Annotated in this window: 28 protein-coding genes and 1 tRNA gene; 18 read left to right on the forward strand and 11 right to left on the reverse strand. The window is 60.4% G+C overall.

Annotated elements, in window-relative coordinates; genetic code table 11:
- From ACJ8M3_RS21045 to rbsK, 6 genes are read left to right on the forward strand one after another with little or no spacing between them, the layout of a single operon-like run.
- Entirely contained in the window at window positions 1-1518 is a 1518-nt protein-coding gene (locus ACJ8M3_RS21045) for a sugar ABC transporter ATP-binding protein (RefSeq protein ID WP_046687756.1), read from the forward strand.
- The gene (locus tag ACJ8M3_RS21050; protein WP_033652174.1) at window positions 1511-2497 is read left to right on the forward strand and encodes an ABC transporter permease; all 987 of its coding nucleotides are present in this window, start codon (window positions 1511-1513) and stop codon (window positions 2495-2497) included. The genes ACJ8M3_RS21045 and ACJ8M3_RS21050 overlap by 8 nt, the downstream gene beginning before the upstream one ends.
- A 10-nt stretch (window positions 2498-2507) precedes the next feature.
- Window positions 2508-3542 carry an ABC transporter permease gene (locus ACJ8M3_RS21055; protein ID WP_033652172.1) on the forward strand — a complete coding sequence of 345 codons (1035 nt, stop codon included), beginning with the start codon at window positions 2508-2510 and terminating at the stop codon, window positions 3540-3542.
- Window positions 3543-3572: 30 nt separating this feature from the next.
- Window positions 3573-4244 (forward strand): D-allulose 6-phosphate 3-epimerase, encoded by a 672-nt coding sequence (alsE, locus tag ACJ8M3_RS21060; protein ID WP_033644765.1) that lies wholly within the window; start codon window positions 3573-3575, stop codon window positions 4242-4244.
- Window positions 4245-4254: 10 nt separating this feature from the next.
- Window positions 4255-5163: an allose kinase gene (alsK, locus tag ACJ8M3_RS21065; RefSeq protein WP_089197402.1), complete on the forward strand. Its 909-nt coding sequence runs from the start codon at window positions 4255-4257 to the stop codon at window positions 5161-5163.
- On the forward strand, window positions 5160-6086 hold the full coding sequence (gene rbsK, locus ACJ8M3_RS21070; protein ID WP_089197401.1) for a ribokinase: 927 nt from the start codon (window positions 5160-5162) through the stop codon (window positions 6084-6086). Before alsK ends, rbsK begins: the two co-directional genes overlap by 4 nt.
- A gap of 40 nt (window positions 6087-6126) precedes the next feature.
- Here the strand turns inward: rbsK and ACJ8M3_RS21075 are convergent, their stop codons facing one another.
- A complete protein-coding gene (locus ACJ8M3_RS21075; RefSeq protein WP_047573791.1) occupies window positions 6127-6735 on the reverse strand; it encodes an HD domain-containing protein in 609 nt (202 codons plus the stop codon).
- A gap of 183 nt (window positions 6736-6918) precedes the next feature.
- Between ACJ8M3_RS21075 and trhA the strand changes: the two genes are divergently transcribed.
- Together trhA and ACJ8M3_RS21085 are read left to right on the forward strand one after the other, a co-directional pair.
- Window positions 6919-7593 (forward strand): PAQR family membrane homeostasis protein TrhA, encoded by a 675-nt coding sequence (gene trhA, locus ACJ8M3_RS21080; protein ID WP_033644772.1) that lies wholly within the window; start codon window positions 6919-6921, stop codon window positions 7591-7593.
- 150 nt (window positions 7594-7743) lie between these two features.
- Complete coding sequence (locus tag ACJ8M3_RS21085; protein WP_033644774.1) at window positions 7744-8241, forward strand: DUF2165 family protein; 498 nt, start codon at window positions 7744-7746, stop codon at window positions 8239-8241.
- 38 nt (window positions 8242-8279) lie between these two features.
- Here ACJ8M3_RS21085 and ygfZ read toward each other — a convergent pair whose 3' ends face one another.
- Window positions 8280-9272, reverse strand: a complete 993-nt coding sequence (ygfZ, locus tag ACJ8M3_RS21090; protein WP_442514730.1) for a tRNA-modifying protein YgfZ — start codon at window positions 9270-9272, stop codon at window positions 8280-8282.
- Window positions 9273-9592: 320 nt separating this feature from the next.
- Here ygfZ and sdhE point away from each other — a divergent pair, with 320 nt between their 5' ends.
- Both sdhE and ACJ8M3_RS21100 read left to right on the forward strand, forming a co-directional pair.
- The gene (gene sdhE, locus ACJ8M3_RS21095) at window positions 9593-9859 is read left to right on the forward strand and encodes an FAD assembly factor SdhE (protein ID WP_019455657.1); all 267 of its coding nucleotides are present in this window, start codon (window positions 9593-9595) and stop codon (window positions 9857-9859) included.
- Window positions 9840-10262 carry a protein YgfX gene (locus tag ACJ8M3_RS21100; RefSeq protein WP_089197400.1) on the forward strand — a complete coding sequence of 141 codons (423 nt, stop codon included), beginning with the start codon at window positions 9840-9842 and terminating at the stop codon, window positions 10260-10262. The genes sdhE and ACJ8M3_RS21100 overlap by 20 nt, the downstream gene beginning before the upstream one ends.
- Before the next feature lie 65 nt (window positions 10263-10327).
- Here ACJ8M3_RS21100 and fldB read toward each other — a convergent pair whose 3' ends face one another.
- Complete coding sequence (gene fldB, locus ACJ8M3_RS21105; RefSeq protein WP_033635825.1) at window positions 10328-10846, reverse strand: flavodoxin FldB; 519 nt, start codon at window positions 10844-10846, stop codon at window positions 10328-10330.
- Window positions 10847-10952: 106 nt separating this feature from the next.
- Here fldB and xerD point away from each other — a divergent pair, with 106 nt between their 5' ends.
- From xerD to ACJ8M3_RS21135, 6 genes are all read left to right on the forward strand, one after another.
- Window positions 10953-11852, forward strand: a complete 900-nt coding sequence (gene xerD, locus ACJ8M3_RS21110) for a site-specific tyrosine recombinase XerD (protein WP_033644935.1) — start codon at window positions 10953-10955, stop codon at window positions 11850-11852.
- 26 nt (window positions 11853-11878) lie between these two features.
- Complete coding sequence (dsbC, locus tag ACJ8M3_RS21115; protein WP_042785306.1) at window positions 11879-12595, forward strand: bifunctional protein-disulfide isomerase/oxidoreductase DsbC; 717 nt, start codon at window positions 11879-11881, stop codon at window positions 12593-12595.
- Between the two features lie 6 nt (window positions 12596-12601).
- Window positions 12602-14335, forward strand: coding sequence for a single-stranded-DNA-specific exonuclease RecJ (recJ, locus tag ACJ8M3_RS21120; RefSeq protein ID WP_033639478.1), 1734 nt, complete (start codon window positions 12602-12604; stop codon window positions 14333-14335).
- A 168-nt stretch (window positions 14336-14503) separates the two neighbouring features.
- Window positions 14504-15602, forward strand: a protein-coding gene (prfB, locus tag ACJ8M3_RS21125) for a peptide chain release factor 2 (protein WP_099783420.1) whose coding sequence is annotated in 2 segments (ribosomal slippage) — window positions 14504-14578 and window positions 14580-15602 — 1098 coding nt in all. Because the reading frame shifts where the segments join, the coding sequence is not laid out codon by codon here.
- Between the two features lie 9 nt (window positions 15603-15611).
- On the forward strand, window positions 15612-17129 hold the full coding sequence (gene lysS / locus ACJ8M3_RS21130; RefSeq protein WP_004931697.1) for a lysine--tRNA ligase: 1518 nt from the start codon (window positions 15612-15614) through the stop codon (window positions 17127-17129).
- Between the two features lie 147 nt (window positions 17130-17276).
- Window positions 17277-17350: transfer RNA gene (locus tag ACJ8M3_RS21135), tRNA-Gly, on the forward strand.
- Window positions 17351-17468: 118 nt separating this feature from the next.
- Here ACJ8M3_RS21135 and ACJ8M3_RS21140 read toward each other — a convergent pair.
- A complete protein-coding gene (locus ACJ8M3_RS21140) occupies window positions 17469-18308 on the reverse strand; it encodes a helix-turn-helix domain-containing protein (protein WP_089195126.1) in 840 nt (279 codons plus the stop codon).
- Window positions 18309-18555: 247 nt separating this feature from the next.
- Here ACJ8M3_RS21140 and ACJ8M3_RS21145 point away from each other — a divergent pair, with 247 nt between their 5' ends.
- A complete protein-coding gene (locus tag ACJ8M3_RS21145; protein WP_047026636.1) occupies window positions 18556-18945 on the forward strand; it encodes a DUF3224 domain-containing protein in 390 nt (129 codons plus the stop codon).
- Window positions 18946-19043: 98 nt separating this feature from the next.
- Here ACJ8M3_RS21145 and ACJ8M3_RS21150 read toward each other — a convergent pair whose 3' ends face one another.
- From ACJ8M3_RS21150 to ACJ8M3_RS21175, 6 genes are all read right to left on the reverse strand, one after another.
- Entirely contained in the window at window positions 19044-21041 is a 1998-nt protein-coding gene (locus ACJ8M3_RS21150) for a BCCT family transporter (RefSeq protein ID WP_089195125.1), read from the reverse strand.
- Between the two features lie 164 nt (window positions 21042-21205).
- Window positions 21206-21553: a hypothetical protein gene (locus ACJ8M3_RS21155; RefSeq protein ID WP_052752701.1), complete on the reverse strand. Its 348-nt coding sequence runs from the start codon at window positions 21551-21553 to the stop codon at window positions 21206-21208.
- Window positions 21554-21702: 149 nt separating this feature from the next.
- Window positions 21703-22935, reverse strand: coding sequence for a cysteine desulfurase-like protein (locus ACJ8M3_RS21160; RefSeq protein WP_089197399.1), 1233 nt, complete (start codon window positions 22933-22935; stop codon window positions 21703-21705).
- Complete coding sequence (locus ACJ8M3_RS21165) at window positions 22932-23546, reverse strand: 2OG-Fe dioxygenase family protein (protein ID WP_223524591.1); 615 nt, start codon at window positions 23544-23546, stop codon at window positions 22932-22934. The genes ACJ8M3_RS21160 and ACJ8M3_RS21165 overlap by 4 nt, the downstream gene beginning before the upstream one ends.
- 259 nt (window positions 23547-23805) lie before the next feature.
- Window positions 23806-24144: a hypothetical protein gene (locus ACJ8M3_RS21170; RefSeq protein ID WP_033644790.1), complete on the reverse strand. Its 339-nt coding sequence runs from the start codon at window positions 24142-24144 to the stop codon at window positions 23806-23808.
- 136 nt (window positions 24145-24280) lie between these two features.
- A complete protein-coding gene (locus tag ACJ8M3_RS21175; protein ID WP_004931723.1) occupies window positions 24281-24850 on the reverse strand; it encodes an HdeD family acid-resistance protein in 570 nt (189 codons plus the stop codon).
- A 148-nt stretch (window positions 24851-24998) separates the two neighbouring features.
- Here ACJ8M3_RS21175 and actS point away from each other — a divergent pair, with 148 nt between their 5' ends.
- A complete protein-coding gene (gene actS, locus ACJ8M3_RS21180) occupies window positions 24999-25754 on the forward strand; it encodes an amidase activator ActS (protein WP_033644792.1) in 756 nt (251 codons plus the stop codon).
- Window positions 25755-25788: 34 nt separating this feature from the next.
- Here actS and ACJ8M3_RS21185 read toward each other — a convergent pair whose 3' ends face one another.
- On the reverse strand, window positions 25789-26646 hold the full coding sequence (locus ACJ8M3_RS21185) for an AraC family transcriptional regulator (protein ID WP_033652160.1): 858 nt from the start codon (window positions 26644-26646) through the stop codon (window positions 25789-25791).
- Between the last annotated feature and the right edge of the window lie 140 nt (window positions 26647-26786).

The following is a 26786-nucleotide window of genomic DNA, read 5'->3' on the forward strand; positions in this document are numbered from 1 at the left end:
ATGGCGATTTCCGGCAATACGGCAACGCGGGGCGCGCCGCTTATCGAACTGCAACAGCTGTCGATGACCTTCGGCGGGCAGCGCGCGCTGAACGATATTTCATTGGCGCTGATGCCGGGAGAGGTGCACTGCCTGGCCGGCACCAATGGCTGCGGCAAGAGTACGTTGATCAAGGCGATCGCCGGCGTGTATCAACCGGATGACGGCAGCCGCATTACCTTCGATGGGCAAACCTTCGGCCGGCTATCGCCGGATCAGGCGCGCGCCTTCGGCATTCAGGTGATCTATCAGGATCTGTCGCTGTTTCCCAACCTGACGGTGGCGGAAAACATCGCCTTTGAGCACAACCTGCACGGGCTATTGGGATGGCACCGCCCGGCGAGGCTGCGGCGCACCGCCGAGCGCCTGCTGCAGGAGCTGAATTTCAATCTCGATCTCGACAAACCGGTAGCGGAACTGCCGATCGCCCAGCGCCAGCAGGTGGCGATCTGCCGCGCGCTGGTGGCGCAGGCACGGCTGGTGATCATGGATGAACCGACCGCCTCGCTGACCCGCACCGAGGTCAATCAGCTGCTGCGCACGGTGGATTATTTGAAAGCGCAGGGCATCTGCGTGGTGTTCGTCAGCCACCGGCTGGACGAGGTGCTGGAGATCTCCGATCGCGTCACGGTGATCCGCGACGGCAACAAGATCGGCACCTGGCCGGCGGCGGAGATCACCGGCGATCGCCTGACCGAATTGATGACCGGCCTGACGCTGGACTATCGCCTGAAGTCACCGAGCATGAATAAGGATCGGGTGATGCTGGAGGCGGATCGTCTCAGCCGCGCCGGGCAGTATCACGATGTCAGCTTCCGCCTGCATCAGGGCGAGGTGCTCGGGCTGTGCGGACTGCTCGGCTCCGGGCGCACCGAGCTGGCGCTGAGCCTGTTCGGCATGACCCGGCCGGACAGCGGCAAGCTTTACCTCGACAGCAAACCGGTGCGCTTTCGCGGCCATGAGGACGCGATCAAAGCCGGCATCGGCTACGTCTCGGAGGATCGCCTGACGCTGGGGCTGGTGCAGCAACAGTCGGTGGCGGACAACGCGGTGCTGACCATTCTCGATAAGCTGCGCGGGCGTTTTCGCCTGATTGACGACTACCGCAAGAATCGCATCGTCGCGGAGTGGATCGCCAAACTTGGCGTGCGGGTGGCGGATCCGGAGCAGGCGGTTTCGACGCTGTCCGGCGGCAACCAGCAAAAGATCGTGCTGGCCAAGTGGGTGCTGACCCAGCCGCGGATCCTGATCCTCGACTCGCCGACCGTCGGTGTCGACGTCGGCGCCAAGGCCAGCATCTACCAACTGATCCATCTGCTGGCGCAGGAGGGGATCGCGATTCTGCTGATCTCCGACGAGGTGCCCGAGGTGTATTACAACTGCGATCGGGTGCTGCACTTCAGCGGCGGCAGCGTGATCGGCGAGTACCTGCCGGAGCAGGTGAGCCAGCAGCAGCTGGCGGAGGCGGTTAATGCGTAGATTCAGTCTGAAACCGCGCGGCAACGAAGGCTACCTGGCCTGGGTGCTGCTGCTGACGGTCATCGTCTTTTCGCTGCTCAGCGATCAGTTTTTGACGGTGCAAAACCTGCTCGATCTCAGCGAAAGCTACGCGGTGAGCGGCATATTCGCTCTCGGCCTGTTCGTGGTGCTGGTGACCGGCGGCATCGACATTTCCTTCGCCGCAGTCGCCTCGGTGGTGCAGTACCTGATCGCCACGCTGGCGACGCATTACGGCCTGGCCAGCCCGACGGGCAGTATTTTGCTGGCGTTGGCGATCGGCGCCGCGCTCGGCATGGTCAACGCGCTGTTGATCTACTGCCTGCGCATCGTCTCGATCATCGTCACCATCAGCATGCAGGCGTTGTTGTTCGGCATGCTGATGTGGCTGACCAACGGCCGCAGCCTGTACGCATTGCCGGACTGGTGGACGCTGCCGCGCAGCGTGCTGCCGTTCCAACTGGGTGAGCAGAGCTATCAGCTCGGTTTGCCGACGCTGGTGATGCTGGCGGTGGCGCTGCTGACCTGGCTGCTGCTGAACAAAACGCACCTCGGGCGCCAGCTGTTTGCCGTGGGCGGGGATGCGGAGTCGGCGCGGCGCATCGGCATCCGCGTCGGTCTGCTGCATCTGTTCGCCTATGGCTATCTGGGCGCGATGGCGGCGATCGGCGGCCTGGTGCAGGTGTATCGCATGGGGGAAGTGGTGCCCAACGCGCTGGTGGGCGGCGAGCTCGACGTGCTGGCGGCGGCAGTGCTGGGTGGCGCCAGCCTGAACGGCGGCAAGGGCAGCGTTGTCGGCACGCTGATGGGCGTGTTCCTGATCGGCGTGCTGAAAAACGGCCTTAACCTGATCGGCGTGTCCAGCTACTTCATGAACGTGGTGATCGGTCTGGTGATCGTCGCGGCGATCACCGTCACTCACTACAAGAAACGCAAAGAAACCGACGTTGGTTTCGCCTGAGGAGCGCTTGATGGGCAACAACCTGAAATTTCGTCCGGACGGGGCCGCCGTCGGTTTGCTGGCCTTGCTGCTGGCGGTGGTGCTCGCCTTCAGCCTGCTGATGCCGGGGCGCTTCTTCAGCGGCGCCACCTTCACCAGCGTGGCCTTCCAGCTGCCGGAGCTGGGCCTGCTGACGCTGGCGATGTTCATTCCGATCCTCAGCGGCGGCCTGAACCTGTGCATTATCGCCAGCGCCAACCTGACCAGCCTGCTGATGGCCTGGCTGTTCATCAGCTACCTGCCGGCGGACGCCGGGCTGGGCTTGCAGGCGCTGTGGCTGGCCTTGGCGCTGGCGGCGGCGATGCTGCTGGCCGGGCTTATCGGCGCGGCGACCGGCGCACTGGTGGCCTACGTCGGCGCGCACCCGATTTTGGTGACGCTGGCCACCATGACCACGGTCAACGGCATCGGCATCTACCTGACGCGCGGCGCAGCCCTGAGCGGCATGCCGGAGATCGTGCGGTTTATCGGCGCCGAGAGCGTGCTGGGCGTGCCGGTGCCACTGTGGATCTTCCTGGCGGTCGCCGCCTTGCTGGCGCTGTTCCTGCAGAAAACCCGGCTCGGCAAATGCATCTACATGAGCGGCAGCAACATCAACGCCACCCACTTCAGCGGCGTGAATACCCATCGGGTGCTGATCGCCATTTACACCCTCTCCAGCCTGCTGTGCGTCATTGCCGGGCTGGTGATGATGGCGCGCTTCAACTCGGCGCGCATGGGCTACGGCGACTCTTACCTGCTGCTCACGGTGCTGGCGATCATTCTGGGCGGCACCGATCCGTTCGGCGGTTTTGGCCGGGTCAGCGGCGTGGTGCTGGCGCTGATCGTGCTACAGGTGATCGCGACCGGTTTGAATCTGATGAACGTCAGCCCGCATTTCAGTCTGGCGATGTGGGGCGCCGTGCTGATCGCGGTGCTGGCGCTGAAGTTTTTCCGGCATCGCTATCGGCAGCGGCGGGCGATGCGCCGCAGCGCGGCCCAGGCCAGAACCGCGGCGGGCCACTGATCCTTTTCCCTTTTGCGCAGGATAACGCTAATGAAATACCAGATTTCGCCTTCACTGATGTGCATGAACCTGATGGATATCCGCCAGCAATTGGCGGTGCTGAACCGCCGCGCCGATATGCTGCATATCGACATCATGGACGGGCATTACGTTAAAAACATCACGCTGTCGCCGTTCTTTATCGAACAGATCCGCCCGCACACTTCGTTGTTGCTGGATGTGCATCTGATGGTGGAGAACCCTACCGACTTTATCGAGCCAATCGCCCGCGCCGGCGCGGACTTTATCTGCCCGCACGCTGAAACCATCAACCGCGACGCGTTTCGGGTGATCAATCAAATCCGCGCGCTGGGCAAAAAAGTGGGGGTGGTGCTGAACCCGGCCACGCCGGTGGAGTTTATTCGCCACTACCTTCACCTGCTGGACAAGGTCACCGTCATGACCGTCGATCCGGGCTATGCCGGGCAGCCGTTCATTCCCGAGATGCTGGAAAAGATCCGCCAATTGCGCGATCTGAAAAGCCAACAAAATCTGCGCTATCTGATCGAGATCGACGGATCCTGCAACCAGCGCACTTACCGCGATCTGATGGGTGCCGGTGCAGAAGTGTTGATCGTCGGCAGCTCCGGGCTGTTCAATCTCGATCCGGATCTGGAGACGGCATGGGAAAAAATGCTGGATCAGATGCGGCAGGCGGCCTGAGGCGGGGGACATGATGCGGTATTTTCTTGGCGTTGACGTCGGCGGCACCAATACCCGCCTGCTGTTGATGGATGATGAAGGTGAATTCAGCGGTTACCGCAAGATAGCGACCGCCGACTGGGCGCGGCAGGCCGATTCGCTGGCGGCGTTGGGCCGGCTGATCGCCGGGCATTGCCAAGATCGTCAGGTGGCGCAGGTGATGCTGGGGCTGCCGGGGATCCTCAGCCGCGATCGCTCACGGGTGCTGTCGCTGCCGTTTATCCCGGCGCTGGACACTCAGCCGGTGGCGGCGCTGTTGGCCGATTTGCTGGCGCTGCCGGTGCGAATGGACAAGGACGTCAATCATCTGCTGTGGTGGGATCTGCAGCAGCTGCCTGCGTTGCCGCAGGTGGCGGTCGGGCTGTATCTGGGCACCGGCATGGGCAACAGCCTGTGGCTGAACGGCGATTTTTACCACGGCGCGCACGGCGCCGCCGGCGAGCTGGGGCACATTCCCTGGCCGGGCCATCAGGGCGAATGCCCGTGCGGTAAACGGGGCTGCGTCGAGAGTCTGACGTCCGGTCACTGGCTAACCGGCTGGGCGCGCGCCAACGCGGCGCAAACGCCGTTCGACCGGTTGTTCGAACGCCACGGCGATCATCCTGATCTGCAGCGCTTCGTCGAGCGATTGGCGCAGACCATCGCCGTCGAAATGAACGTGATCGACCCCCAGCGCCTGATCCTGGGCGGCGGCGTGATCGCCATGCGCGGTTTTCCGCTGGCGCGGCTGGAGCAAGAGATCCGCCGTCATCTGCGCGCGCCGCAGCCGGCGCAGGGGCTGACGATCTCCGTCAGCCGCCTCAGCGATGAAACCGGCAGCAAAGGCGCCTGTCTGGCCGCCCGGCGCCACCTCCAATTGAGCAGGGAGTACCCGCAATGAAAGGCAAAGTCTGCGTGTTCGGTTCGTTCAACCTGGATATCGTCGCCGGCATGGCGCGCTTTCCGCAGCCCGGCGAATCGCTGATCGCCCGTAACAGCATGATGGGCGCGGGCGGCAAGGGCGCCAACCAGGCGACCGCCGCGCTGCGCGCCGGAGCGCGGGTGCATTATATCGGCAAGGTGGGGCGCGACGACTTCGGCACGTTCGCCCGGCGCCACCTCGCCGCCGCCGGTTTCGATGCGGTGACGCTGTTCTCTACCGGCGATTGCCCCACCGGCAATGCGCTTATCTACGTTGCCGGCGAGGATGCGGAAAACATGATCGCCGTCGATCCCGGCGCCAACCTGACGGTCAGCGAAGACGAGGTGCGTCAGTGCCGGCCGGCGATCGCCGCGGCGGATATTCTACTGACTCAATTGGAGAACAACCTGCCGGCGATCGAGCAGGTGATCGCCATTGCCCGCGAAGCGCAAACGTTCATCATACTCAACCCGGCGCCGTTTCAGCCGGTGCCGGACAGCCTGTTGGCGCAGGTCGATCTGCTGACGCCCAACGCCACCGAGTGCACGTTGCTGACCGGCGTGCCGGTGCGCGATGTGGCTTCGGCGCGCCAGGCGGCGCAGGTGCTGCATGCCAAAGGCATTCGCTTACTGATCGTGACCTTGGGCACGCAAGGGGCGTTGTTCTCGGACGGGGAAAACAGCGAGCTGATCCCGGCGTTTCCAGCGCAGCCGAAAGACACCACTGGCGCGGGCGATGCGTTTAACGGCGCCCTGGCGGCGCAGCTGGCGAATCAGGTGCCGTTAGCCGATGCGGTGCGCTTTGCCGCCGCCTACGCGGCGGTCTGCGTGGAGCGCGCCGGTGCGGCGGGATCGATGCCGAGCTATGAGGAGGCGTTGGAACGCCAACGGACGTTCGCGTGACGATAACGGGCTGCGGCGCGGAGGCGGCAGCCCGGTTCCCTTATTTCAACCAGCCTTTGCGCTGCGCGTCCCGCAGATGTTGCTCCAGGTGGCGCCACAGCTCGGGATGCACGTCGGCGATCGCCGCATTGCGCGACAGTACCTGCTCCAGGCTGATGCCGTTTTCCACCCAGCTCTGGCCTTCGTTGTGCAGGTTCATCAGCATCGGCATGGTGCGATCCAGTAGCAAGGCGAAGCGGGCATCGGCGCTTTCGCCATCTTCATACTCCTGCCATAAAGCGGTGAAATACTCGCGCTGTGTCTGCGGCAACATGCCGAACAGACGACGTGCCGCCGCCACTTCCTGATCGTGGATCGCCGCGCGGGCGGCCAGATCGTAGACCAGTACGTCACCGGCGTCGATTTCCACGATGTCATGCAGCAGCGCCATCTGGATCACGCGCTGAATGTCTACGTCATCACCGGCGTACGGGGCCAGGCTCATGGCGGCGATGGCGAAGTGCCAACTGTGTTCGGCGGAGTTTTCCTGGCGCTGGGTGCCCAGCACTTTGGTGCGGCGTTGCACGCCTTTCAACTTATCGATTTCCATCAGGAACTGGATGGCCTGGGTCATTGAACCGAAATCTAACGCGGGTACAGCGGATGACATGGTGTAAACCTCAAGGTGGGTGGGTTGAAGCCTGACGATTGTAGACCACCGGGCAGGGGATTTCGATGGTTACACGCGTTCACATTTTTATTTTAGCGTACACGTGTACACTGGAATTATTCTCAGTTAAGCTGCTTTGCGTTAATTTCGAACAAAGCAGGGCATTTTGAGGGGTTGCGCGTTATGGGGAAAACGGACGTAGTGAAAGCCGGGACCAATAAGATTGTCGCCGCGGCTTATCCGTGGGCGGAAGAGATCGCCAACAGCATCAGCCACGGCATCGGGCTGGTGTTCGGCATCGTCGGCCTGGTGTTGCTGTTGGTGCAGGCGGTGAATACCGGCGCCGATGCGACGGCCATCACCAGTTACAGCCTGTACGGCGGCAGTATGATTCTGCTGTTTCTCGCTTCCACGCTGTACCATGCGATTCCGCACCAGAAGGCCAAGCATTGGCTGAAAAAGTTCGATCACTGCGCCATTTATCTCCTGATTGCCGGCACTTACACACCGTTTTTGCTGGTGGGGCTGGATTCGCCGCTGGCGAAGGGATTGATGGCGGTAATCTGGGGGTTGGCGCTGCTCGGCGTGCTGTTCAAACTGGCCTTCGCCCACCGTTTTGAAGCCCTGTCGTTGGTGACCTACCTGACGATGGGCTGGCTGTCGCTGATCGTGATTTATCAGTTGGTCACGCGGCTGGAGGCCGGCGGCGTCACGCTGCTGGCGATCGGCGGGGTGGTCTATACCCTGGGCGTGATTTTCTACGCTTCCAAGCGCATTCGCTTTGGCCACGCCATCTGGCACGGCTTCGTGCTCGGCGGCAGCGCCTGCCATTTCATGGCGATCTACCTGTACGTCTAAGCGTTGCCGCTACGTCTGAATGCGTATTGAACTGGCGCCTCTTTTGTTTTAAAAAAGAGGCGCTTGCTTCTTTCGGGTATCCAGCAAGCCCGTTCCTTCATTTCTGAGCCCGCATACCGTTTCTTTAACCTCTGTTCAGGACTCACCAAGATGATCGTTCGCTTATCCAAAGCGCTGCTGGTCTGCGCTATCGCTTTGTTCGCTTCGCTGGTCGCCTTCGGCAACATCACCGACTACGGCTCCAACTTCGCCTTCGTGCGCCATGTCTTTATGATGGACACGATTTTCCCCGACGCCACCATCGGCTATCGCTCGATACAGACACCGTGGCTGCATCACGCCGGTTATATTTTCATCATCGCGCTGGAAAGCCTGACCGCGCTGCTGTGCTGGATCGGCGGCCTGCGACTGTTGGGCGGCCTGAAACTGCCCGCCAGGGCCTTCAACGGTCGCAAAAAGCTGGCGGTGGTCGGCCTGACGCTGGGCTTCCTCACCTGGCAGGTCGGTTTCATGTCGATAGGCGGCGAGTGGTTCGGCATGTGGATGTCGAAGCAGTGGAACGGCGTTCCCGATGCCTTTCGTTTCTTCATCACCATCATTTTGGTGCTGATTTATCTGGTGCAGCGCGACGGGGAGTTGGACGAGTAACGAAGATGGCCGCAGGCAGGGCGCCTGCGGCCGACGGATTATTTCTCTTCGGCCAGCGAGTAGGGCAACGGTTTGATCGCCAACTGGCTGGCGGCATCGTCGCGTACCCGCAGCTTGCTGTCGGCGTCCAAATCGTTGTTCATCACCACCTGCACCCACAGCGTGCCGTCGGCCAATTGGCTCGACGCCAGTACGGTGCCGGTGCGGCGCCAGTTTTCACCCAGCTGCAGCTCCAGATCTTCCGCCGCCTGCGGGGCGCGAGCGGCTTTACCTTCCAGCCAGTAGAGCGCGCGTTTGTTGGCGCCGCGGAATTTGGCGCGCGCCACCATCTCCTGGCCGGTATAGCAGCCCTTGCTGAAGCTGATGCCTTCCAGCGCCTGCAGGTTGGTGGCCTGCGGGATCAGCTGCGCGCTGTTGGCGGCGTCGATAATCGGATAACTGGCTTCGATCTCCAGCGCCAGCCACTGGCTGCTGTCATTCAGTTCCGCCTGATCATGCAGTTTGCCGATCAGCTGTTCGGCCACGGCGGGGCGGGTCACCAGCAGAAAACGTTCCGCCGGCGCAGCGAAGTGCAGCAGCGTGGTTTCGCCTTCCTGCACCACCGGGTGCTCGACGCTCGGCAGCGTGGCGAACAGGCCCGCCAGCGCGGCGCGCGCCTGGAAACCGGCGACCCCCAGCAATACCGCGTCATTATCGGCGGCGATGGTGACTTTGGAAAACACCGCATATTTTTTGATTTCAGCCAGTTGGCTGTCCAGCACGCTGCGGCGCTCCAGATAGGCGAAGCCTTCGCCACGGTGGAACAGACGCAGGTTGCTCCACATTTTGCCCTTGGCGTCGCAGTGGGCGCACAGCACGTGTTGATCGGCCGCCAGCGCGTCGATGTCCGCCGTCACCTGGCCCTGGAGATATTTCACCGCGTCCGGCCCGTTCAGCGTCACCAGCGCCCAATCTTCCAGCGAGATCAGCGTCAGGGGCAGATGGGTGGAAGCGGAGGGCTGACGGGGTGGGAATGGAATGTTATGCGCCATAGTAAGTTCCTGCTCAACGTTTAGCTTACCTGAAGGGTATTGAACCCATGGTAAAAGAGGCGGCGGGCTTTGCAAACTGTTATTCGCGCCGCGGCGCCGGGGGGCGCTTTTTTTGGCATTTTGCGCTTTATTGCGTTTTCCGCCACAAAGCGCCTTCCCGGCGTGTATGTCAAATTGTTACTCTATAGGCTTGCGGCCAGGGCACCCTTGCAGACAGATCCCCGGTTGATGGAATTATATTGCGACGGCGTTGCCATACAGTGTGTCATTTGAACCCTGCGCTGGCGCTGCCGCGCTGAAAAGAGGTGAGTCATAACAACATGGATATTAACAACAAAGCACGTATTCACTGGGCTTGCCGTCGTGGCATGCGCGAGCTGGACATCTCCATCATGCCGTTCTTCGAATACGAATACGACAGCCTGAATGACGCGGACAAGGCGCTGTTCATCCGTCTGCTCGAGTGCGACGATCCCGATTTGTTCAACTGGCTGATGAATCATGGCGCGCCGCAGGACAGCGAGCTGCAAAGAATGGTGACCCTGATCCAAACGCGAAATAAAGATCGTGGCCCAGTGGCGATGTGATATCCGCATTTCCTGGCGCACCCAGCTGTTCTCTCTGTTGACCCACGGCGTCCTGATCCTGCTGATCCTGATTTCGCCCTGGCCGGAAGGCTTTGGTCCGCTCTGGCTGGTGTTGCTGACGCTGGTGGTGTTTCAGTGCATTCGCAGCCAGAAGCGCATCGCTGCGGTGCAGGGTGAACTGCGGCTGCTGGCGGACAGGCGTTTCAGCTGGCACGGCCGAGAATGGCAGCTGGCGAAAAAGCCCTGGATGCCGGGCTACGGCCTGCTGCTGACGCTACAGTCTATGGAGGGCAAAAAGCGCCGTCGGCTGTGGCTGGCTTCCGACTGCATGAGCAAAGAGGAGTGGCGCCACCTGCGGCAGCTGTTGCTGTATCCGCCGGCGGGTGACGGCGAACAAGACTGATAGGGGGCGCCGGCGCGAATCATGTCGCCGGCGCTCGGCGTTTGGGGAAGATCGCCCGATAGCGGCTACAGCAGCGGCTCCATTTCCAACAGGATCTGTTCGCACCATTGCTGCAGGCGCTCTTCGCTCAGATCGTATTGGTTGACCTCATCGAGCGCCAGGCCGACGAAGTGTTTGCCGTCGGCGCTCAGCGGTTTGGGGCTGGTGAACTCGAAGCCCTCAGTTGGCCAGAAGCCGATGAACTGCACGCCCAGCGGTGCGATGTGATCGTGCAGCATACCCAGCGCGTCGAGGAACCACTCGCCGTAACCGAGCTGATCGCCCATGCCGTACATGGCGACGATCTTGCCTTTCAGATCCAGCGCCGGCAGTTGCGGCCAGATCGCTTCCCAGTCTTCCTGCAGTTCGCCGAAATCCCAGGTCGGGATGCCGAGGATGAGAATGGAATAGTCCTCCATCAGCTTGGGCGAGACGTCTTTCAGGTTGTGCAGGTCGACCAGGTCTTCACCCAGAATCTCACGGATTTTTTCTGCCGCCATCTCGGTGTAGCAGGTGCTGGAGCCGTAAAACAGACCAATCTTCATGTGTAAACCGTTACGTTGCTGTTTAGAGAATTGCAGCGAGTATACCTGATTTGCGTCGGCTTAAGGCATAATGGCGCGGGTGGAAATGCAACGAAGAGAGGACCGCGTGCAACAGCAAGACAATGCGCTGATTGAACAATTCCTGGATGCGCTGTGGCTTGAGCGCAATCTGGCGGAAAATACGCTGGCCTCCTACCGGCTGGATTTGCAGGCCCTGGGCGCCTGGCTTGGCCAGCAAAACACCGACTTGCTGCAGGCGCAGGCCTTGGATCTGCAGGCGTTTCTCGCCGAGCGGGTGGACGGCGGCTACAAGGCCACCAGCTCCGCGCGCTTGCTGAGCGCCATGCGTCGCCTGTTTCAGTATCTGTACCGCGAAAAGCTGCGCGCCGACGATCCCACCGCGCAGCTGGCTTCCCCGAAGCTGCCGCAGCGTTTGCCGAAGGATCTGAGCGAGGCGCAGGTCGATGCGCTGCTGCAGGCGCCCTGCGTCGATCAGCCGCTGGAGCTGCGCGACAAGGCGATGCTCGAGGTGTTGTACGCGACCGGGCTGCGGGTCTCTGAGCTGGTGGGGTTGAACATCAGCGACGTCAGCCTGCGTCAGGGCGTGGTGCGGGTGATCGGCAAGGGCAACAAGGAGCGGCTGGTGCCGCTGGGCGAAGAAGCGGTCTACTGGATCGAAAATTATCTGGAGCACGGGCGCCCGTGGCTGGTCAACGGCCAGACGCTGGATGTGCTGTTCCCCAGCAACCGGTGTCAGCAAATGACCCGACAGACGTTCTGGCATCGCATCAAACACTATGCCATCCTTGCGGGCATCGACAGCGAGCGTCTGTCGCCGCACGTGTTGCGGCACGCGTTCGCCACCCATTTGCTGAACCATGGGGCCGATCTCCGTGTCGTACAGATGTTGTTAGGCCACAGCGATCTCTCGACCACGCAAATTTATACTCATGTAGCGACCGAACGACTGAAACAGCTACATCAACAGCATCACCCGCGCGCCTGAGCGGCGGGTTCGAAAGGATTGGAACAATGAAAAAAGGTTTAATGCTGCTCTCTCTGCTGGTGGCTTCGGTGGCCGGCGCCGCCCATGCCGATGACGCGGCGATCAAAAAAGCGCTCGCCAGCCTGGGCATTCAGCAGGCGGACGTGCAGCCTTCGCCGGTCAACGGTCTGAAAACCGTGCTGACCGACAGCGGCGTGCTGTACGCCTCCGAAGACGGCAAGCACATCCTGCAGGGCCCGCTGTTCGACGTCAGCGGCAAAGAGCCGGTCAACGTGACCAACCAACTGCTGAGCACCAAGATGGAAGCGCTGAAAGATCAGATGATCGTTTACAAAGCGCCGAAAGAGAAACACGTGATCACCGTGTTCACCGATATCACCTGCGGTTACTGCCACAAACTGCATCAGCAGATGAAAGAGTACAACGACCTGGGCATTACGGTGCGTTACCTGGCGTTCCCGCGCCAGGGGCTGGCTTCCCAGGCTGAAAAAGACATGCAGTCGATCTGGTGCACCGCCGACAAGGCCAAGGCGTTCGACGCCGCCATGAAGGGCGACGCCGTTTCTCCGGCGACCTGCAAAACCGACATCAGCAAGCATTACGAGCTGGGCGTGCAGTTCGGCATTCAGGGCACGCCGGCCATCATCCTGGAAAACGGCATGATGATCCCGGGCTATCAGGGGCCGAAAGAGATGGCCGCCATGCTGGACGCGCATCAGGCCGCCACCAAAGCCGGTGGTTAATCGCCGGTGAGTATCAAAACGCAACTACGCCGCCGCCCGGCGGCGGACGACACGCATCTGCCCGCCAGTTTGCCGCCGCTTCTGCGTCGGCTTTACGCCCTGCGCGGCGTGCAGGCTGAGCAAGAGCTGGAGCGCGGCGTTAAGGGCATGCTGCCCTGGCAACAGCTGGACGGCATCGACGACGCCGTCAGCCTGTTGCAGCAAGCGCTGGCCGACGGTCGCCGCATCATGGTGGTGGGCGATTTCGACGCCGATGGCGCCACCAGCACCGCGCTGACGGTGCTGGCGCTGCGCAGCATGGGCGGCGCAGCCGTCGATTATCTGGTGCCTAACCGTTTCGAAGACGGTTACGGCCTGAGCCCCGAAGTGGTGGAGCAGGCGGCGGCGCGCGGCGCAGAACTCATTGTTACCGTCGATAACGGCATCTCCTCCCACGCCGGCGTCGACGTGGCGCACGCCAAAGGCATGCAGGTGCTGGTGACCGATCACCACCTGCCGGGCGAGACCCTGCCGGCGGCTGAAGCGATTGTTAACCCCAACCTGCGCGGCTGCGCCTTCCCGTCCAAATCGCTGGCGGGGGTAGGCGTGGCGTTCTACCTGATGCTGGCGCTGCGCGCCCGGCTGCGGGACAGCGGCTGGTTCGAGCAGCGCGCGCTGGCGATGCCGAATCTGGCGGAACTGCTGGATCTGGTGGCGCTCGGCACCGTGGCCGACGTGGTGCCGCTGGACGCCAACAACCGCATTCTGGTGTATCAGGGATTAAACCGCATCCGCGCCGGCAAATGCCGACCGGGCATCCGCGCGCTGCTCGAAGTGGCCAACCGCGACGCCCGCCAACTGGCGGCCAACGATCTCGGTTTCGCCCTCGGCCCGCGGCTCAACGCCGCCGGCAGGCTGGACGACATGTCGATCGGTGTGGCGCTGCTGCTGAGCGACGACATCGCGCAGGCGCGCATGCTGGCCAACGATCTCGATGCGCTGAACCAGACGCGACGCGAGATAGAGCAGGGCATGCAGGTGGAAGCCCTGCAGCTGTGCGATCAGCTGGAGCGCACCAGCACCGAGCTGCCTTACGGGCTGGCGATGTATCATCCGGAATGGCATCAGGGCGTGGTGGGCATCCTCGCTTCGCGCATCAAAGAGCGTTTCCACCGTCCGGTGATCGCTTTCGCGCCGGCGGGCGACGGCATCCTGAAAGGCTCCGGCCGTTCGGTGCCCGGCTTGCACATGCGCGACGCGCTGGAGCGGCTGGATATGCTGAACCCCGGGCTGATGATGAAGTTCGGCGGCCACGCGATGGCGGCCGGGCTGTCGCTGGAAGAGGCCAAATTCGACGAGTTCCGCCAGCGTTTCGGCGAGCTGGTGGGCGAATGGCTCGATCCGGCGATGTTGGAAGGGGTGATCTGGTCCGATGGCGAACTGGCGATGCAGGAGCTGTCGTTGACGACGGCGGAGCTGCTGCGCGAGGGCGGCCCGTGGGGCCAGGCGTTCCCGGAACCGACCTTCGACGGCAAGTTCCGCATCCTGCAGCAGCGGCTGGTGGGTGAGAAACACCTGAAGCTGATGGTGGAACCGCTTGGCGGCGGCCCGTTGCTCGACGGCATCGCGTTCAACGTGGACACCACGCTGTGGCCGGACAGCAGCGTGCGCGAAGTGGAACTGGCCTACAAACTCGACGTCAACGAGTTTCGCGGCAACCGCAACGTGCAACTGCTGATCCAGCACCTTTGGCCGCGCTGAGGCGAAATTGAACACAACTCGGGGATTGGGCTCTCCAATCCCCGGCATCCTTCCCGATCGCCACAAAAACTGACCAACTCGCTATAAACTGCCGCCCGGATCCGTTAGAATTAGCGGTTCCAATGGCATTCCGCCATCGACGACATCAACGTAAAAGAACGCAAAACCATGTTTGAAATTAACCCGGTAAAAAACCGAATTCAGGACCTGTCCGAGCGGACTGCGGTTCTTAGGGGGTATCTTTGACTATGATGCCAAGAAGGAACGCCTAGAAGAAGTCAACGCCGAGCTGGAGCAGCCGGACGTTTGGAACGAACCGGAGCGCGCACAGGCGCTCGGCAAAGAGCGCGCCGCGCTGGAAGCCATCGTTGAAACCATCGATCACCTGCAGCAGGGCAGCGAAGACGTCAGCGGTCTGCTGGAGCTGGCGGTGGAAGCCGACGATGAAGAGACCTTCAACGAAGCGGTCGCCGAACTCGATCAACTGATCGCCAAGCTCGAGCAGCTGGAATTCCGCCGCATGTTCTCTGGCGAATACGACAGCGCCGACTGCTATCTGGACATTCAGGCCGGCTCCGGCGGCACCGAAGCGCAAGACTGGGCCAGCATGCTGCTGCGCATGTACCTGCGCTGGGCCGAAGCCAAGGGCTTCAAGACCGAAGTGATCGAAGAGTCCGACGGCGACGTTGCGGGCCTGAAATCGGCCACCATCAAGATCATCGGCGACTACGCGTTCGGCTGGTTGCGCACTGAAACCGGCGTTCACCGCCTGGTGCGCAAGAGCCCGTTCGACTCCGGCGGCCGTCGCCACACCTCGTTCAGCTCGGTGTTCATCTACCCGGAAGTGGACGACGATATCGACATCGATATCAACCCGGCGGATCTGCGCATCGACGTGTACCGCGCCTCCGGTGCGGGCGGTCAGCACGTCAACAAAACCGAATCCGCCGTACGTATTACTCACCTGCCAACCAACATCGTGGTGCAGTGCCAGAACGATCGTTCTCAGCATAAGAACAAGGATCAAGCGTTTAAACAGCTGCGAGCCAAGCTGTACGAGTTTGAGATGCAAAAGAAAAATGCTGATAAACAGGCGATGGAAGACAACAAGTCCGACATCGGCTGGGGCAGCCAAATCCGTTCTTACGTGCTGGATGACTCCCGCATCAAGGATTTGCGCACCAACGTCGAAACGCGTAACACGCAGGCCGTACTGGATGGCGACCTGGATAAATTCATTGAGGCAAGTTTGAAAGCCGGGTTATGAGGAATAGAAATGTCTGAACAACAAGTACAGGGCGCCGATCAGGCGCTGGATCTCAATAACGAGCTGCAGTCCCGCCGCGAGAAACTGGCCGGCCTGCGTGAGAACGGCATTGCGTTCCCGAACGACTTCCGTCGCGACTCCACCTCCGACAAACTGCACGCCGCGTACGGCGATAAAGACAACGAAGAGCTGGAAGCGCTGGGCGTAGAAGTGACCGTCGCCGGCCGCATGATGACCCGCCGCATTATGGGCAAGGCATCCTTCGTTACGCTGCAGGACGTGGGCGGCCGCATTCAGCTGTACGTCGCGCGCGACGATCTGGCTGAAGGCGTGTACAACGAGCAGTTCAAGAAGTGGGACCTGGGCGATATCCTCGGCGCGCGCGGCAAGCTGTTCAAAACCAAGACCGGCGAACTGTCGATCCACTGCACCGAACTGCGTCTGCTGACCAAAGCGTTGCGTCCGCTGCCGGACAAATTCCACGGCCTGGCGGATCAGGAAACCCGTTACCGCCAGCGTTACCTGGATCTGATCGCCAACGAAGAGTCGCGCAACACCTTCAAGGTGCGTTCTCAGGTGATGTCGGCTATCCGTAACTTCATGGTGGAACGCGGCTTCATGGAAGTCGAAACCCCGATGATGCAGGTGATCCCGGGTGGCGCGTCGGCGCGTCCGTTCATCACCCACCACAATGCGCTGGATATCGACATGTACCTGCGCATCGCGCCGGAACTGTATCTGAAGCGTCTGGTGGTCGGCGGCTTTGAGCGCGTGTTCGAAATCAACCGCAACTTCCGTAACGAAGGCGTTTCTCCGCGTCACAACCCAGAGTTCACCATGATGGAACTCTACATGGCTTACGCGGATTACAAAGACCTGATCGAGCTGACCGAGACGCTGTTCCGCACCCTGACCGAGAAAGTGCTGGGCACCTCTCAGGTGCAGTACGGCGACGAAGTGTTCGACTTCGGCAAGCCGTTCGAGAAGCTGACCATGACCGAGGCGATCAAGAAATACCGTCCGGAAACCGATCTGGCTGACCTGGCCGACATGGGCAAAGCGGTGGCCATCGCGGAATCCATCGGCATCAAGGTTGAGAAGAGCTGGGGCCTGGGCCGCGTCGTGACCGAGATCTTCGAAGAAGTGGCGGAAAGCCATCTGATTCAGCCGACCTTCATCACCGAGTACCCGGCTGAAGTGTCGCCGCTGGCGCGCCGCAACGACGTGAACCCGGAAATCACCGACCGCTTCGAGTTCTTCATCGGCGGCCGTGAAATCGGCAACGGCTTCTCCGAGCTGAACGACGCCGAAGACCAGGCGCAGCGCTTCGCCGATCAGGTGAACGCCAAAGACGCCGGCGACGATGAAGCGATGTTCTACGACGAAGACTACGTCACCGCGCTGGAGCACGGCCTGCCGCCGACCGCCGGTTTGGGCATCGGCATCGACCGCATGGTGATGCTGTTCACCAACAGCCACACCATCCGCGACGTGATTCTGTTCCCGGCGATGCGCCCGCAGAAATAATCGCGTTTAGCGTGCAACAACCGGTGCGGGCAACTGCGCCGGTTTTTTTTCGTCTGCGGGACTTAACCGCTTAAAACATCGACAGTTACGCGCCATCTCCGCTTGCCCGCCGCCGATAACCGGTTATAATGCCTGTCGCACACCGATGCGGGTGTAGTTCAATGGTAGAACGGCAGCTTCCCAAGCTGCATACGAGGGTTCGATTCCCTTCACCCGCTCCAAGCCCGTTTACTCCTTCGTCTTACACGTTCACAGCACGCGTTATTTCCCGTTTCAGCCTCTGGCACTCATCTCGCCGAAGTCATTCTGACATTGCGCCTTGTCTCTCAATAAAGCAGGTCAGCGTTTGGCAAAGGCCGCCTGTATGCCGTTATTCTCCGCGTGCAGGGATCTGACATACTCGCTGGGCGACTGGCCCACCAGAGCGCGAAAATCGCGAGCGAAATGGGCCTGATCAAAATAGCCCAATTCCAACGCCAGCCTGCTCCAATCGCGAGGCGCGTGAGCCTGCAGTTGCGCGATGGCTTCATGCAGACGATAGCGTTGGATCACCCATTTGGGGCCGACGCCTACGTACTTATGAAATAGCCTCTGTAGCGCGCGTTTGTCTATCGCCGCAGTGCCCAGCAATTGGTTTACCGACGTTATGCCAAGGTTGTCGGCGATAGCGGCCACGAGCCTGTTCGCTCGCGCGACGTTAGGATCGGGTTGGGGCCGCCGCGCCAGCAGGAAAGCCTCCGCCACGAGCGTCATCGCACTCGTCGTAGCGCACGTGGCGATACGCGTCGCCAGCGACTGGCAATCAGCGCCAAACACGGTCTGCGCAGGCATCGAGCGGTTCGCGAGCGTCGATATGGGCGCTTGCAGAAAGGGATGGAAGCCGCCCGGCTTAAACTTGATGCCAAAGGCGAAGCCTCGCCCTTCAAGGAGCCGCTCGAAGCGATCGGTGTGAACGCCGTAAACGTATGATTCATTCCGTTCGATCACCAGATGCACGTTGGGGTGGGGCAGCGTCGCTTGCCGCTGAGGCGGTAACTCCCGCAGATCCCAGCGCACGCACCAGTAGTGCTCGACCAGATCGGCCAACGCAGCTGATGGCGAGTGGCGCTCGTGTATAAACTGACTTTGCGTCGGCTGCGGATGCAGCACTCCGCGCGGTTTGGCATTCCCGGCCGTCATCTTGAGCTACCGTCATGCGGGGCGACTTGTCGCGTTTTTGCAATCATCTACCTGGTCGCTCCTGATACATTCACATATGTCTTCGCGCCGCGTTATGCGCCGCGATAGCTGCTGGAAGATAATGACGATTTTATAACTCGACAGATTGATCTGTATGGGCGCGTTTAATCTTTGCCGCGGCCATTGCCAGGAACGCAGCGCGCACCGATGCGTCTGTGTCATCAACCTTAACAAAGGGGTTTGTAAAATGCATGCGACAGGAACATTCGACGTCAAATTGACGCCGCAAACCGCAACGGCTGAAATTGAGACGGCCAAGCTCAGTCGGATGACGATTGATAAGCAATTTCATGGTGACCTGACTGCGGCCAGCCTCGGAGAAATGCTGGCTGTACGCATGGAGGCGCATGGCTCCGCCGGTTATGTGGCAATGGAGCGCGTAACGGGGACCTTGCATGGCCACAAGGGCAGCTTCGTGTTACAGCACAGCGGCACCATGAACCGTGGGGTTTCGTCGCTGCAGTTGACGGTCGTCCCCGATTCCGGGACGGGCGAGCTGACGCAATTGAGTGGAACGATGACGATCGAGATCGACCAAGGCACGCACCGCTACACGATGGATTATGTCCTTCCCTAGGGGAAGAACGAGGTGAACGGCGACCCAAACTTGTGTCAGCGCCGTGGTGAAGAAAGCAGGGCAAAAAAATGCCGCCCCTGGGGACGGCATGTCGGCCTTTAGCGCACCAGATGCAAGAAATGCAGATGCTTTTCGTACTGGTCGAGAATATCGTTGATCAACTGCTCCTGATTCCAGCCCATGACATCGTAGTTCTGGCCGCCTTCTTTCAGGTAGATCTCCGCGCGATAATACTTGTGCTGCTCGGCTTGCTGTTCATCGTTATCCAGCCCGGCCAGAGCGAACGTCGGCGAACTGTAGCCGCGCAGTCTGACTTCATAGATAAAGTTAAGCTCATCGCCCAAATCGACCTCGAAACGAATGCGGTCTTCCGCAGTGGCGTTGATGCTGCTGAGCGTGTTTTGTTTACTCAGCTCTTCCTGCACCAGCGTCATGGCCGGTTGGATAACCTCATCCATAAAGCGCTTAACCAGCGAGCGTTTTGGCAGATAGGCGATATTGCGCAGCCTGCGCTGCCAGGGAATGGGGTTGCGGGCGGCGGTGGGGGCGATGGTGGCCATATTTTGGCTGTCGCGCTTGGTCAGGTCGCGGCGCAGCGCTTTAAGCAAACCGTAAATGGATATCAGCAAGATGGCCGAGAACGGCAATGCGCTGGCGATGGTGACGGTTTGCAGCGCGCTGAGCCCCCCGGCGATCAGCAAGGCGATGGCGACGATGCCCATCAGCGACGCCCAGAAAATGCGTTGCCATACCGGCGTGTTGCTGGAGCCGCCCGAAGCCAGCGTATCCACGACCATGGCGCCGGAGTCGGCGGACGTGACAAAAAAGACGATAACCATCGCCATGGCGATAAACGAAAGCACGCTGGAGAATGGGAAATGCTCCAGGAAGTTAAACAACGCCAAGGCCACGTCTTGTTGTACCGTAGTGGCGAGATCTGTCGCGCCCTTTTCCATGATGAGGTAAATGGCGCTGTTGCCGAACACGGTCATCCACATGAGGGTGAAGCCGGCCGGGACGAACAGCACGCCCGTGACAAATTCGCGGATGGTTCGGCCGCGGGAAACCCGTGCGATGAACATCCCGACGAAAGGCGACCAGGAGAGCCACCACCCCCAGTAGAGCAGCGTCCATCCGCCTAGCCAGTTGCTGGATTTGGGTTCATAGGCATACAGGTTGAAGGTTTTGCTGACCAGCTCGGACAGATAGCCGCCGGTATTTTCCACAAAGGATTTCAACAGCAAAACGGTTGGCCCCAACAGCAAGACCAAGGCCAGGAGCAACAGCGCTAGGCCAAGGTTCAGCTCTGACAGAAAGCGTATGCCCTTCTCCAGCCCGGAAACCACGGAAATGGTGGCCAGCCCGGTAATCACCACGATCAAGATCACCTGAACGGTTTCGTTGATTGGCACGCCAAACAGGTGGTTAAGCCCGGCGTTGACCTGCAATACGCCATAACCCAGCGAGGTCGCGACCCCGAATACGGTGCCGATGACGGCGAAGATATCGACGGCGTGGCCGATAGGGCCATAAATGCGATCGCCGATGATCGGATAAAGCGCGGAGCGCAGGGTCAACGGCAGGCCATGCCGATAGCTGAAGAAGGCCAGAATCAACGCCACGATGGCGTAGATCGCCCAGGCATGCAGCCCCCAGTGGAAAAAGGTCAGGCGCATGGCCTGTTTGGCCGCCTCGATGCTCTCGGGCGTGCCGACCGGCGGCGAGAGATAGTGCATAACCGGTTCTGCCACGCCGAAGAACATCAGACCAATGCCCATCCCCGCCGAAAACAGCATGGCAAACCAGGAGTGATAGCGAAAATCGGGTTGCGCATGATCGGGGCCAAGTTTGATGTCGCCGTAACGAGAAAGCCCCAGAAACGTCACGCTGAGCAATATGAGCGCCACGGCCAAAATATAAAACCAGCTGGCGTTGGTGAAGATTTGTTGCTGCAGAAGCTTGAAGTTTTTGTCAGCGACGTCGGGGAAAAAGGCGGCGAAGGCGACCAGAAGAAAAATGAGGACTGCAGAGGTGAAGAATACCGCTTTGTTGATATGGCTTTGCGGCTTATTTAAGGAGGTGTCTTTCTCACTCATAAATTGATTTATTCCATTTGTTTGATTATCGCCCTGAATGGAGGAAAGGTGGTGACTGTAATATCGTAGCAAAATAGTCGGGCTGGCGCAGGAGGCCGACGCCGCTCTATAGAGCGGAATTACCGCTGTCTCTGTGCGGTAATTCCGAATAATTCACGTTGCCGTCAGTTAAATAAAAAGGCCAATAACCCCGTCACCTTATTCTTATTTTCCCATCCCTCCAATTTCATGCAGGCATTAACGTGTTCTTTTCTGCGCATTTCATTACGGTCCGAAGGAAAAACGACGCCGTGAGTATTGGGGATATCCGCACCGTTGATATTCATGGAGGAGAATACAGGCGAGCGGGTGTCTAAAGACAGGCTCACGGGATAGCGTTGTTCGGCTTCTTGTCGGCAGCTTGCTCTGGCGGCTTCAAGGGGTGTCGGAGCCGCCGTTTGCGCTTCCCACTTTTCCGGCGTAGCGCAGGAAGACATCATCAACGCGGCGGTGATAACGGCATATTTTCTCAACGTAAAAATCCCTTTTCAAAAAAATCCCGCCTATTCTACCCAACCCCTCAAACAGGGGGAGCGTTATTCACGTTTAACGCCTCCGGCGACACGCACGGCTATTTATGCTGTGTGGCCCGCCGGAAAACCGGTCGGGCCGTTATGGCGCATTAACCGAGGATCTCCTTGGCGAGTATTTCAAACAGCGTATCGATCTCATCAAGGGTGTTGTAGTGCATCATGCCGATGCGCAGCACGCCGCCGTCCTGCAGCCCCAGTTGCTGAATCAGGCCCAGCGCATAGAAATGTCCGCTGCCGGCGCAGATGTTGTGGTGCCCCAGCCGTCGGGCGATCGCGTCGGGCGCCTGGCCGCTGAAGGTCAGGGCGAAGGTCGGCGTGCGGCGTGCGCTGTCCGCCTGCGGATTGCCGTAGAGCCGCACGCCGTCGAGTTGCTGCAGCCGTTGCAAAAAGTGGCGGCACAGCGCCTCTTCATGCCGGTGGTAGGCGGCGAAGCTCTCCTGCAAGCGCTGCCTTAACGGCGCGTCGGGCGTGCCCCACTGCGCCAAATACTCGATAGCGGCCGCGACGCCGGCCAGCGCTTCGAAGCTCTGCGTGCCGGTCTCGAAACGGCCGGGGCCGACGTCAGTGGCCGGCTCGACTTTGTACGGCCGCAGGCGCTGCAGCCACTGCGGCGCGATGTAGGCCATGCCGACGTGCGGGCCAAAGAATTTGTAGGCGGAGCACACCAGGAAGTCACATCCCAACGCCTGCACGTCGATCAGGTTATGCGGCGCGTAATGAACGGCGTCGACATACACCTGCGCGCCCACCCGATGCGCGGCTTCAACGATGGTTTTGATATCGACGATGCTGCCGGTGACGTTGGACGCGTAGCTGACCGCCACCAGACGCGTGTTGGCGTTGATGCGCGCGCACACTTTTGCCGCGTCGAGAGAACAATCGGCGCTCTCCAGCGCTATCTGATGCACCACGGCGCCTTTGTCGGCGGCGGCCTGCTGCCAGCTGGAGACGTTGGCGTAGTGATCCAGCGCGGTGACGATGACCTCATCGCCGTCCCGCCAATCGCGACTGATGATGCGGCTGAGATGAAAGGTCAGCGTGGTCATGTTCATGCCGAAGATGATGTTGTCGGGCGACGGTGCATTTAACAAGGCGCGCACCGATTCGCGCGCCTGGCCCATCACCTCGCCGGTAACCCGGCTGGAGAAATAGTGCCCGCCCAGGTTGGCGTTGTACTTCCCCAGGTAGTCGGTCATTTTTTCCAGCACGCCCCGGGAAACTTGCGCACCGCCGGGGCCGTCGAAAAAGATCGCCGGTTTGCCGTCGATCTGCCGGGACAGGGCGCTGAACTGGCGTCGGGCGAGCTCGGGGGTAAAGGTCATGCTTTCTCTCCCCGAGCGGTGAGGACGAAGAGATCCAGATAGCCTTCTTCATTCGGGCTTACGGTATTGATCGGCGTGGCGTTATGCCACAGTTTACTGTCCGCCAACAGCACGGCTTCACCGTCTGCCAGCGCTTTTTTGAAGAAAGGATCGTGGCGGCTGTCGTCGTACAGCATGATTTCGCCGCCGACGATATTGTGGCGATGAATGGCAATCATCGCGATATGGTCGAAACCGTCCTGGTGAATACCTTCCGGCGCCACCAGCGTATCTTTTTGGATGGCGACCACGCGCATCTGGTGGATCTCTATCTCGGCGCCTTCCGGCAGTTCGTTGTTTTCGGCAAACAGGTTGCACATTTCCGCCATGCCGGCGCTCTGCAGCACGGCGCTGTCGATAGGCTCGAAGCGGCGCACCACGTTGCCCTGGAAATGGTTGATCTGATCCGACTGCATGAAGGTGCGCGGCCCCACTTCGGCGATGTTGGGGTTGAGGTATTTCACGACGGAATAACGGCGCAGGCGATATTTGCCGTCGGCATGTTGCGTGTGGGGCAAGGAAGAAAATGAGGGCATCAGCTCTTGGGTGGCTTGCGGGCTTAGTACAGTCATACTTATTACGTTTTCGTGTTTCTGTAACATAATCACCTCTAATAATAATAATTTCTGATGTTGTAGGGGGTAATTCGATTGAATTGTAGACGACTCTATAACCAACGCAATGTGGGGTTGGCGAGGTGTGATGGCGGTCGTAAAGTGGGGAGAGCGCAAAAAGATAACGTGGCGAAAAGTCGGCTGATGCGGCGGTGAAACGGCGCGGCATCTTGCCCGCACCGGCAGGTATCAAGCGATGGGCGCGCGGCCCTCGTGTTCAGAATGTCTCGAAATAAAGCTCGCGCAACAGCCAGGAGATTTCGTTATTGGTGCGGTTCAGGACGTCTATTCTGTGAACCCCTATCGCTTCTGCGCGCAGGTCGAGCAGCAGGTTGCGAATCTGCCGGAATAACGGAGTTTGCGGGTTGGGTTTGGCCAACTGCTGTCCACACAGTTTGATACCGGCGTCGCAGCCGGTGGCGATGTCCGTCAGGCAGCACGGGCAAGCGGTTTTTTGGCGCGCCATATTGCGGCATTGTTGCCCGATTACCTGGTTGAAGTGGCGTAATTGCAGGCAGACTTCCCGCGAGTTCAACGGTTTGGAATGGGTTGTCATCGGTTTCAGCTCCCTTGTCTTCGCCTATATTGGCACTTACCGATGAAGATAACCACGGACAAGCTGAGGGGGTATCGCCTTGTTTTGTTTGCAAATGGGGAGGGGATGGCGGCCCGCCGTCGGCGGGCCGTTACGATCAGGCGCGTTTAAACAGATTCGCCGCCTGGAACAGGGCAAAGGAACTGACCAGCATCTCGATGCCGACGATCGCCGTCACCAGCGTCACCGACGCCGCCGGGCCTGAGCCGATCAGCATCCAGGCGATGATCAAATCGAGCACGCCGATGACGAACTGCAGCCAGTTGCCCGGCAGGCCGCGGCGCATATAGCCTGCCGCCAGGCGCGCGATGCCGCCGAGCGCAAACAGCACGGCGAGGTAGACGGCCAGCGCCAGAATGCCCGCCAGCGGGCTGGTGATGAACACATAGCCGATAATCAGGTAGGCTACGCCCAGCAAAATGCCGCCGATCATCGGCCAGGTATTCTGCGCCCGGTTGGCTATCATGGCGATAATCAGCCCGGCGCCGCTCAACAGCAGCAGGACGCCCACCACGATGCTCAGCGCTGCGCCGGAGGCGAAAGGATTCACCAGGCACAGTATGCCGCCCGCCAGCAGCAGGAAGGCGATGATCAGCAGGGTGGTGCGTTGCTTTTTGAGCAGCTCTTCGCTCAGGAGGGGCAGATTATTGCGGTCGAGGTTCAACATGACAGTACTCCATTTCGTCGTTGGGTAATTAATCAGTCATCCTTACCTGTTTAGCATAGACCGTCTGGGGGTTTTTGACTGACCCGGCGCAAATGTTACACTGTGCGGCTGACGCGTATCAGAACCGAAAGACGATTGGGGACAGGATTTGAGCACAGGAAGCAAGCTGGCAAGGTGGCGCCGCATCGCGGTGTGTCTGACATTGGGGCTGCTGTTGGCCGGGTGTTCGGGTAAAAACACCTACAACCGCGACTACGACAAACTGCCGAAGGGCAGCTACACCGGCAAGTCCTACACCGTCAAACGGGGCGATACGCTGTACTACATCGCCTGGATCACCGACAGCGAAGTCGGCGATCTGGCCAGAATCAACAAGATACGCCCGCCCTATAATCTGGAAGTGGGGCAAAAACTACGGCTGAGCGGCGGCGCGCCGACCAAAACCGCCGCTACGCGCCGTAAAACATCCTCGTCTTCCGCCGCGATCGCCAAGCAAACGCCGCCGCCGGGCGCCGCACGTTGCTGGCGCTGGCCGACCAGCGGCCGGATCGTGCAGGCGTACTCCAATGCCGATGGCGGTAACAAGGGCATCGACATCGCCGGTAAACGCGGCCAGCCGATCTATGCTTCCGCCAAGGGCAAAGTGGTGTACGTCGGCAACCAACTGCGCGGCTACGGCAACCTGATCATGATTAAGCACGGCGAAGACTTTATTACCGCCTATGCGCACAACGACACCACGCTGGTGCGCAATGGCCAGGATGTGAAAGCGGGGCAGAAGATCGGCACCATGGGCAGCACCGGCACCGATTCTGTGTTCCTGCATTTCCAGATCCGCTACCGCGCCACCGCGCTCGATCCGCAGCGCTATCTGCCGCCGCAGGGATCGTCGCCGTCCTGTTAACGTCAATCCGGCTCCTTGCGGGGCCGGATGTCAGCTATTTCAGCGGCAGATAAAGATCGGTCACCAGTTCATATTCCGCTACCTCGTGCACGAAGTTGTGGTAGTGGAAATAGAGCGGAAAGTCGCGCAGCTCCTCGCCGCTGGCCGGCAACCACTCGCTGTAGAGATAGCGGGCGCTTTCCGAGAGCCCATCCAGCGATCCGAGATGGCGCAGCACCGCGCAGCGTCCGGCCGGCAGCATGCTGTTCACCACGCCGAAGGCGTTGTCCTCCGGGATCGGCGCCGTGACCTCCCCGCAGAGGTAGAAGCGGAAGTCCTGCGCTTCGGTGGTGGCCGGATCGTGCGGCGCGATGCCGTACGTGCGGCTGCTTCTGACCGGCGACAGGCCGCTGGTTTTACGCCACTCGATAAAGCGCGCGGCGGTTTCATTGACCAGCGCGGACGGGCCGCGATGTTCGAGCATCGCCACCGGCGTGGCCGGGCAGTCGACAATGTCTACCTTCATGGGGTGTTTCCTTCTGTGTTTCGGTTCGGGAAAGCGCTGCTGCCAATCGATCCAGGCCGGCTGTTTGCGAAACTGGCTCGGCGTTTGGCTGAACGCCTGTTTGAAGGCGCGGCTGAAGGACTCCGGGTTTTGAAAGCCGGCGTCCAGCGCGATGTCAATCACCGGCTCCAGCGGGTTATACGCCAGGCGGTAAGAGGCGCGTTTAAGCCTCATCCACTGGATATAACGCCACACCGAGATGCCGCAATACGCGCTAAACTGGCGTTGAAAGTGGAAGCGCGAAAAATGGGCCACTTCGCTCAGCTTGTCGACGGTAAGCGCCTCGTCCAGGTGGCGGTCGATATAGTCAAAGACCTGCGCAAAGCGCTTTGCATACGTCTGGGTCATGTGATTGTCTCCTCCATGCCTGAACTTTGCCCGAGTCGCCGCCGCTTCTCCTGACGGATGATGCTGAGTTGCCATCGCAGGAAAACGGAATGGCTGCGGCGTTCGCCGCCGGCCAGGCCAAACTCATAACCCCCGCGCGG

The organism is Serratia sp. CY55921, assembly GCF_052167655.1.
GTDB classification, from domain to species: domain Bacteria; phylum Pseudomonadota; class Gammaproteobacteria; order Enterobacterales; family Enterobacteriaceae; genus Serratia; species Serratia ureilytica.

What these genes read in the sequence shown, in the direction of transcription:
- ACJ8M3_RS21045 (WP_046687756.1), top strand. Translation starts at nt 1, where the DNA reads ATGGCGATTTCCGGCAATACGGCAACGCGGGGCGCGCCGCTTATCGAA.
- ACJ8M3_RS21050 (WP_033652174.1), top strand. Translation starts at nt 1,511, where the DNA reads ATGCGTAGATTCAGTCTGAAACCGCGCGGCAACGAAGGCTACCTGGCC.
- ACJ8M3_RS21055 (WP_033652172.1), top strand. Translation starts at nt 2,508, where the DNA reads ATGGGCAACAACCTGAAATTTCGTCCGGACGGGGCCGCCGTCGGTTTG.
- alsE (WP_033644765.1), top strand. Translation starts at nt 3,573, where the DNA reads ATGAAATACCAGATTTCGCCTTCACTGATGTGCATGAACCTGATGGAT.
- alsK (WP_089197402.1), top strand. Translation starts at nt 4,255, where the DNA reads ATGATGCGGTATTTTCTTGGCGTTGACGTCGGCGGCACCAATACCCGC.
- rbsK (WP_089197401.1), top strand. Translation starts at nt 5,160, where the DNA reads ATGAAAGGCAAAGTCTGCGTGTTCGGTTCGTTCAACCTGGATATCGTC.
- ACJ8M3_RS21075 (WP_047573791.1), bottom strand. Translation starts at nt 6,735, where the DNA reads ATGTCATCCGCTGTACCCGCGTTAGATTTCGGTTCAATGACCCAGGCC.
- trhA (WP_033644772.1), top strand. Translation starts at nt 6,919, where the DNA reads ATGGGGAAAACGGACGTAGTGAAAGCCGGGACCAATAAGATTGTCGCC.
- ACJ8M3_RS21085 (WP_033644774.1), top strand. Translation starts at nt 7,744, where the DNA reads ATGATCGTTCGCTTATCCAAAGCGCTGCTGGTCTGCGCTATCGCTTTG.
- ygfZ (WP_442514730.1), bottom strand. Translation starts at nt 9,272, where the DNA reads ATGGCGCATAACATTCCATTCCCACCCCGTCAGCCCTCCGCTTCCACC.
- sdhE (WP_019455657.1), top strand. Translation starts at nt 9,593, where the DNA reads ATGGATATTAACAACAAAGCACGTATTCACTGGGCTTGCCGTCGTGGC.
- fldB (WP_033635825.1), bottom strand. Translation starts at nt 10,846, where the DNA reads ATGAAGATTGGTCTGTTTTACGGCTCCAGCACCTGCTACACCGAGATG.
- dsbC (WP_042785306.1), top strand. Translation starts at nt 11,879, where the DNA reads ATGAAAAAAGGTTTAATGCTGCTCTCTCTGCTGGTGGCTTCGGTGGCC.
- lysS (WP_004931697.1), top strand. Translation starts at nt 15,612, where the DNA reads ATGTCTGAACAACAAGTACAGGGCGCCGATCAGGCGCTGGATCTCAAT.
- ACJ8M3_RS21140 (WP_089195126.1), bottom strand. Translation starts at nt 18,308, where the DNA reads ATGACGGCCGGGAATGCCAAACCGCGCGGAGTGCTGCATCCGCAGCCG.
- ACJ8M3_RS21145 (WP_047026636.1), top strand. Translation starts at nt 18,556, where the DNA reads ATGCATGCGACAGGAACATTCGACGTCAAATTGACGCCGCAAACCGCA.
- ACJ8M3_RS21150 (WP_089195125.1), bottom strand. Translation starts at nt 21,041, where the DNA reads ATGAGTGAGAAAGACACCTCCTTAAATAAGCCGCAAAGCCATATCAAC.
- ACJ8M3_RS21160 (WP_089197399.1), bottom strand. Translation starts at nt 22,935, where the DNA reads ATGACCTTTACCCCCGAGCTCGCCCGACGCCAGTTCAGCGCCCTGTCC.
- ACJ8M3_RS21165 (WP_223524591.1), bottom strand. Translation starts at nt 23,546, where the DNA reads ATGACTGTACTAAGCCCGCAAGCCACCCAAGAGCTGATGCCCTCATTT.
- ACJ8M3_RS21170 (WP_033644790.1), bottom strand. Translation starts at nt 24,144, where the DNA reads ATGACAACCCATTCCAAACCGTTGAACTCGCGGGAAGTCTGCCTGCAA.
- ACJ8M3_RS21175 (WP_004931723.1), bottom strand. Translation starts at nt 24,850, where the DNA reads ATGTTGAACCTCGACCGCAATAATCTGCCCCTCCTGAGCGAAGAGCTG.
- ACJ8M3_RS21185 (WP_033652160.1), bottom strand. Translation starts at nt 26,646, where the DNA reads ATGACCCAGACGTATGCAAAGCGCTTTGCGCAGGTCTTTGACTATATC.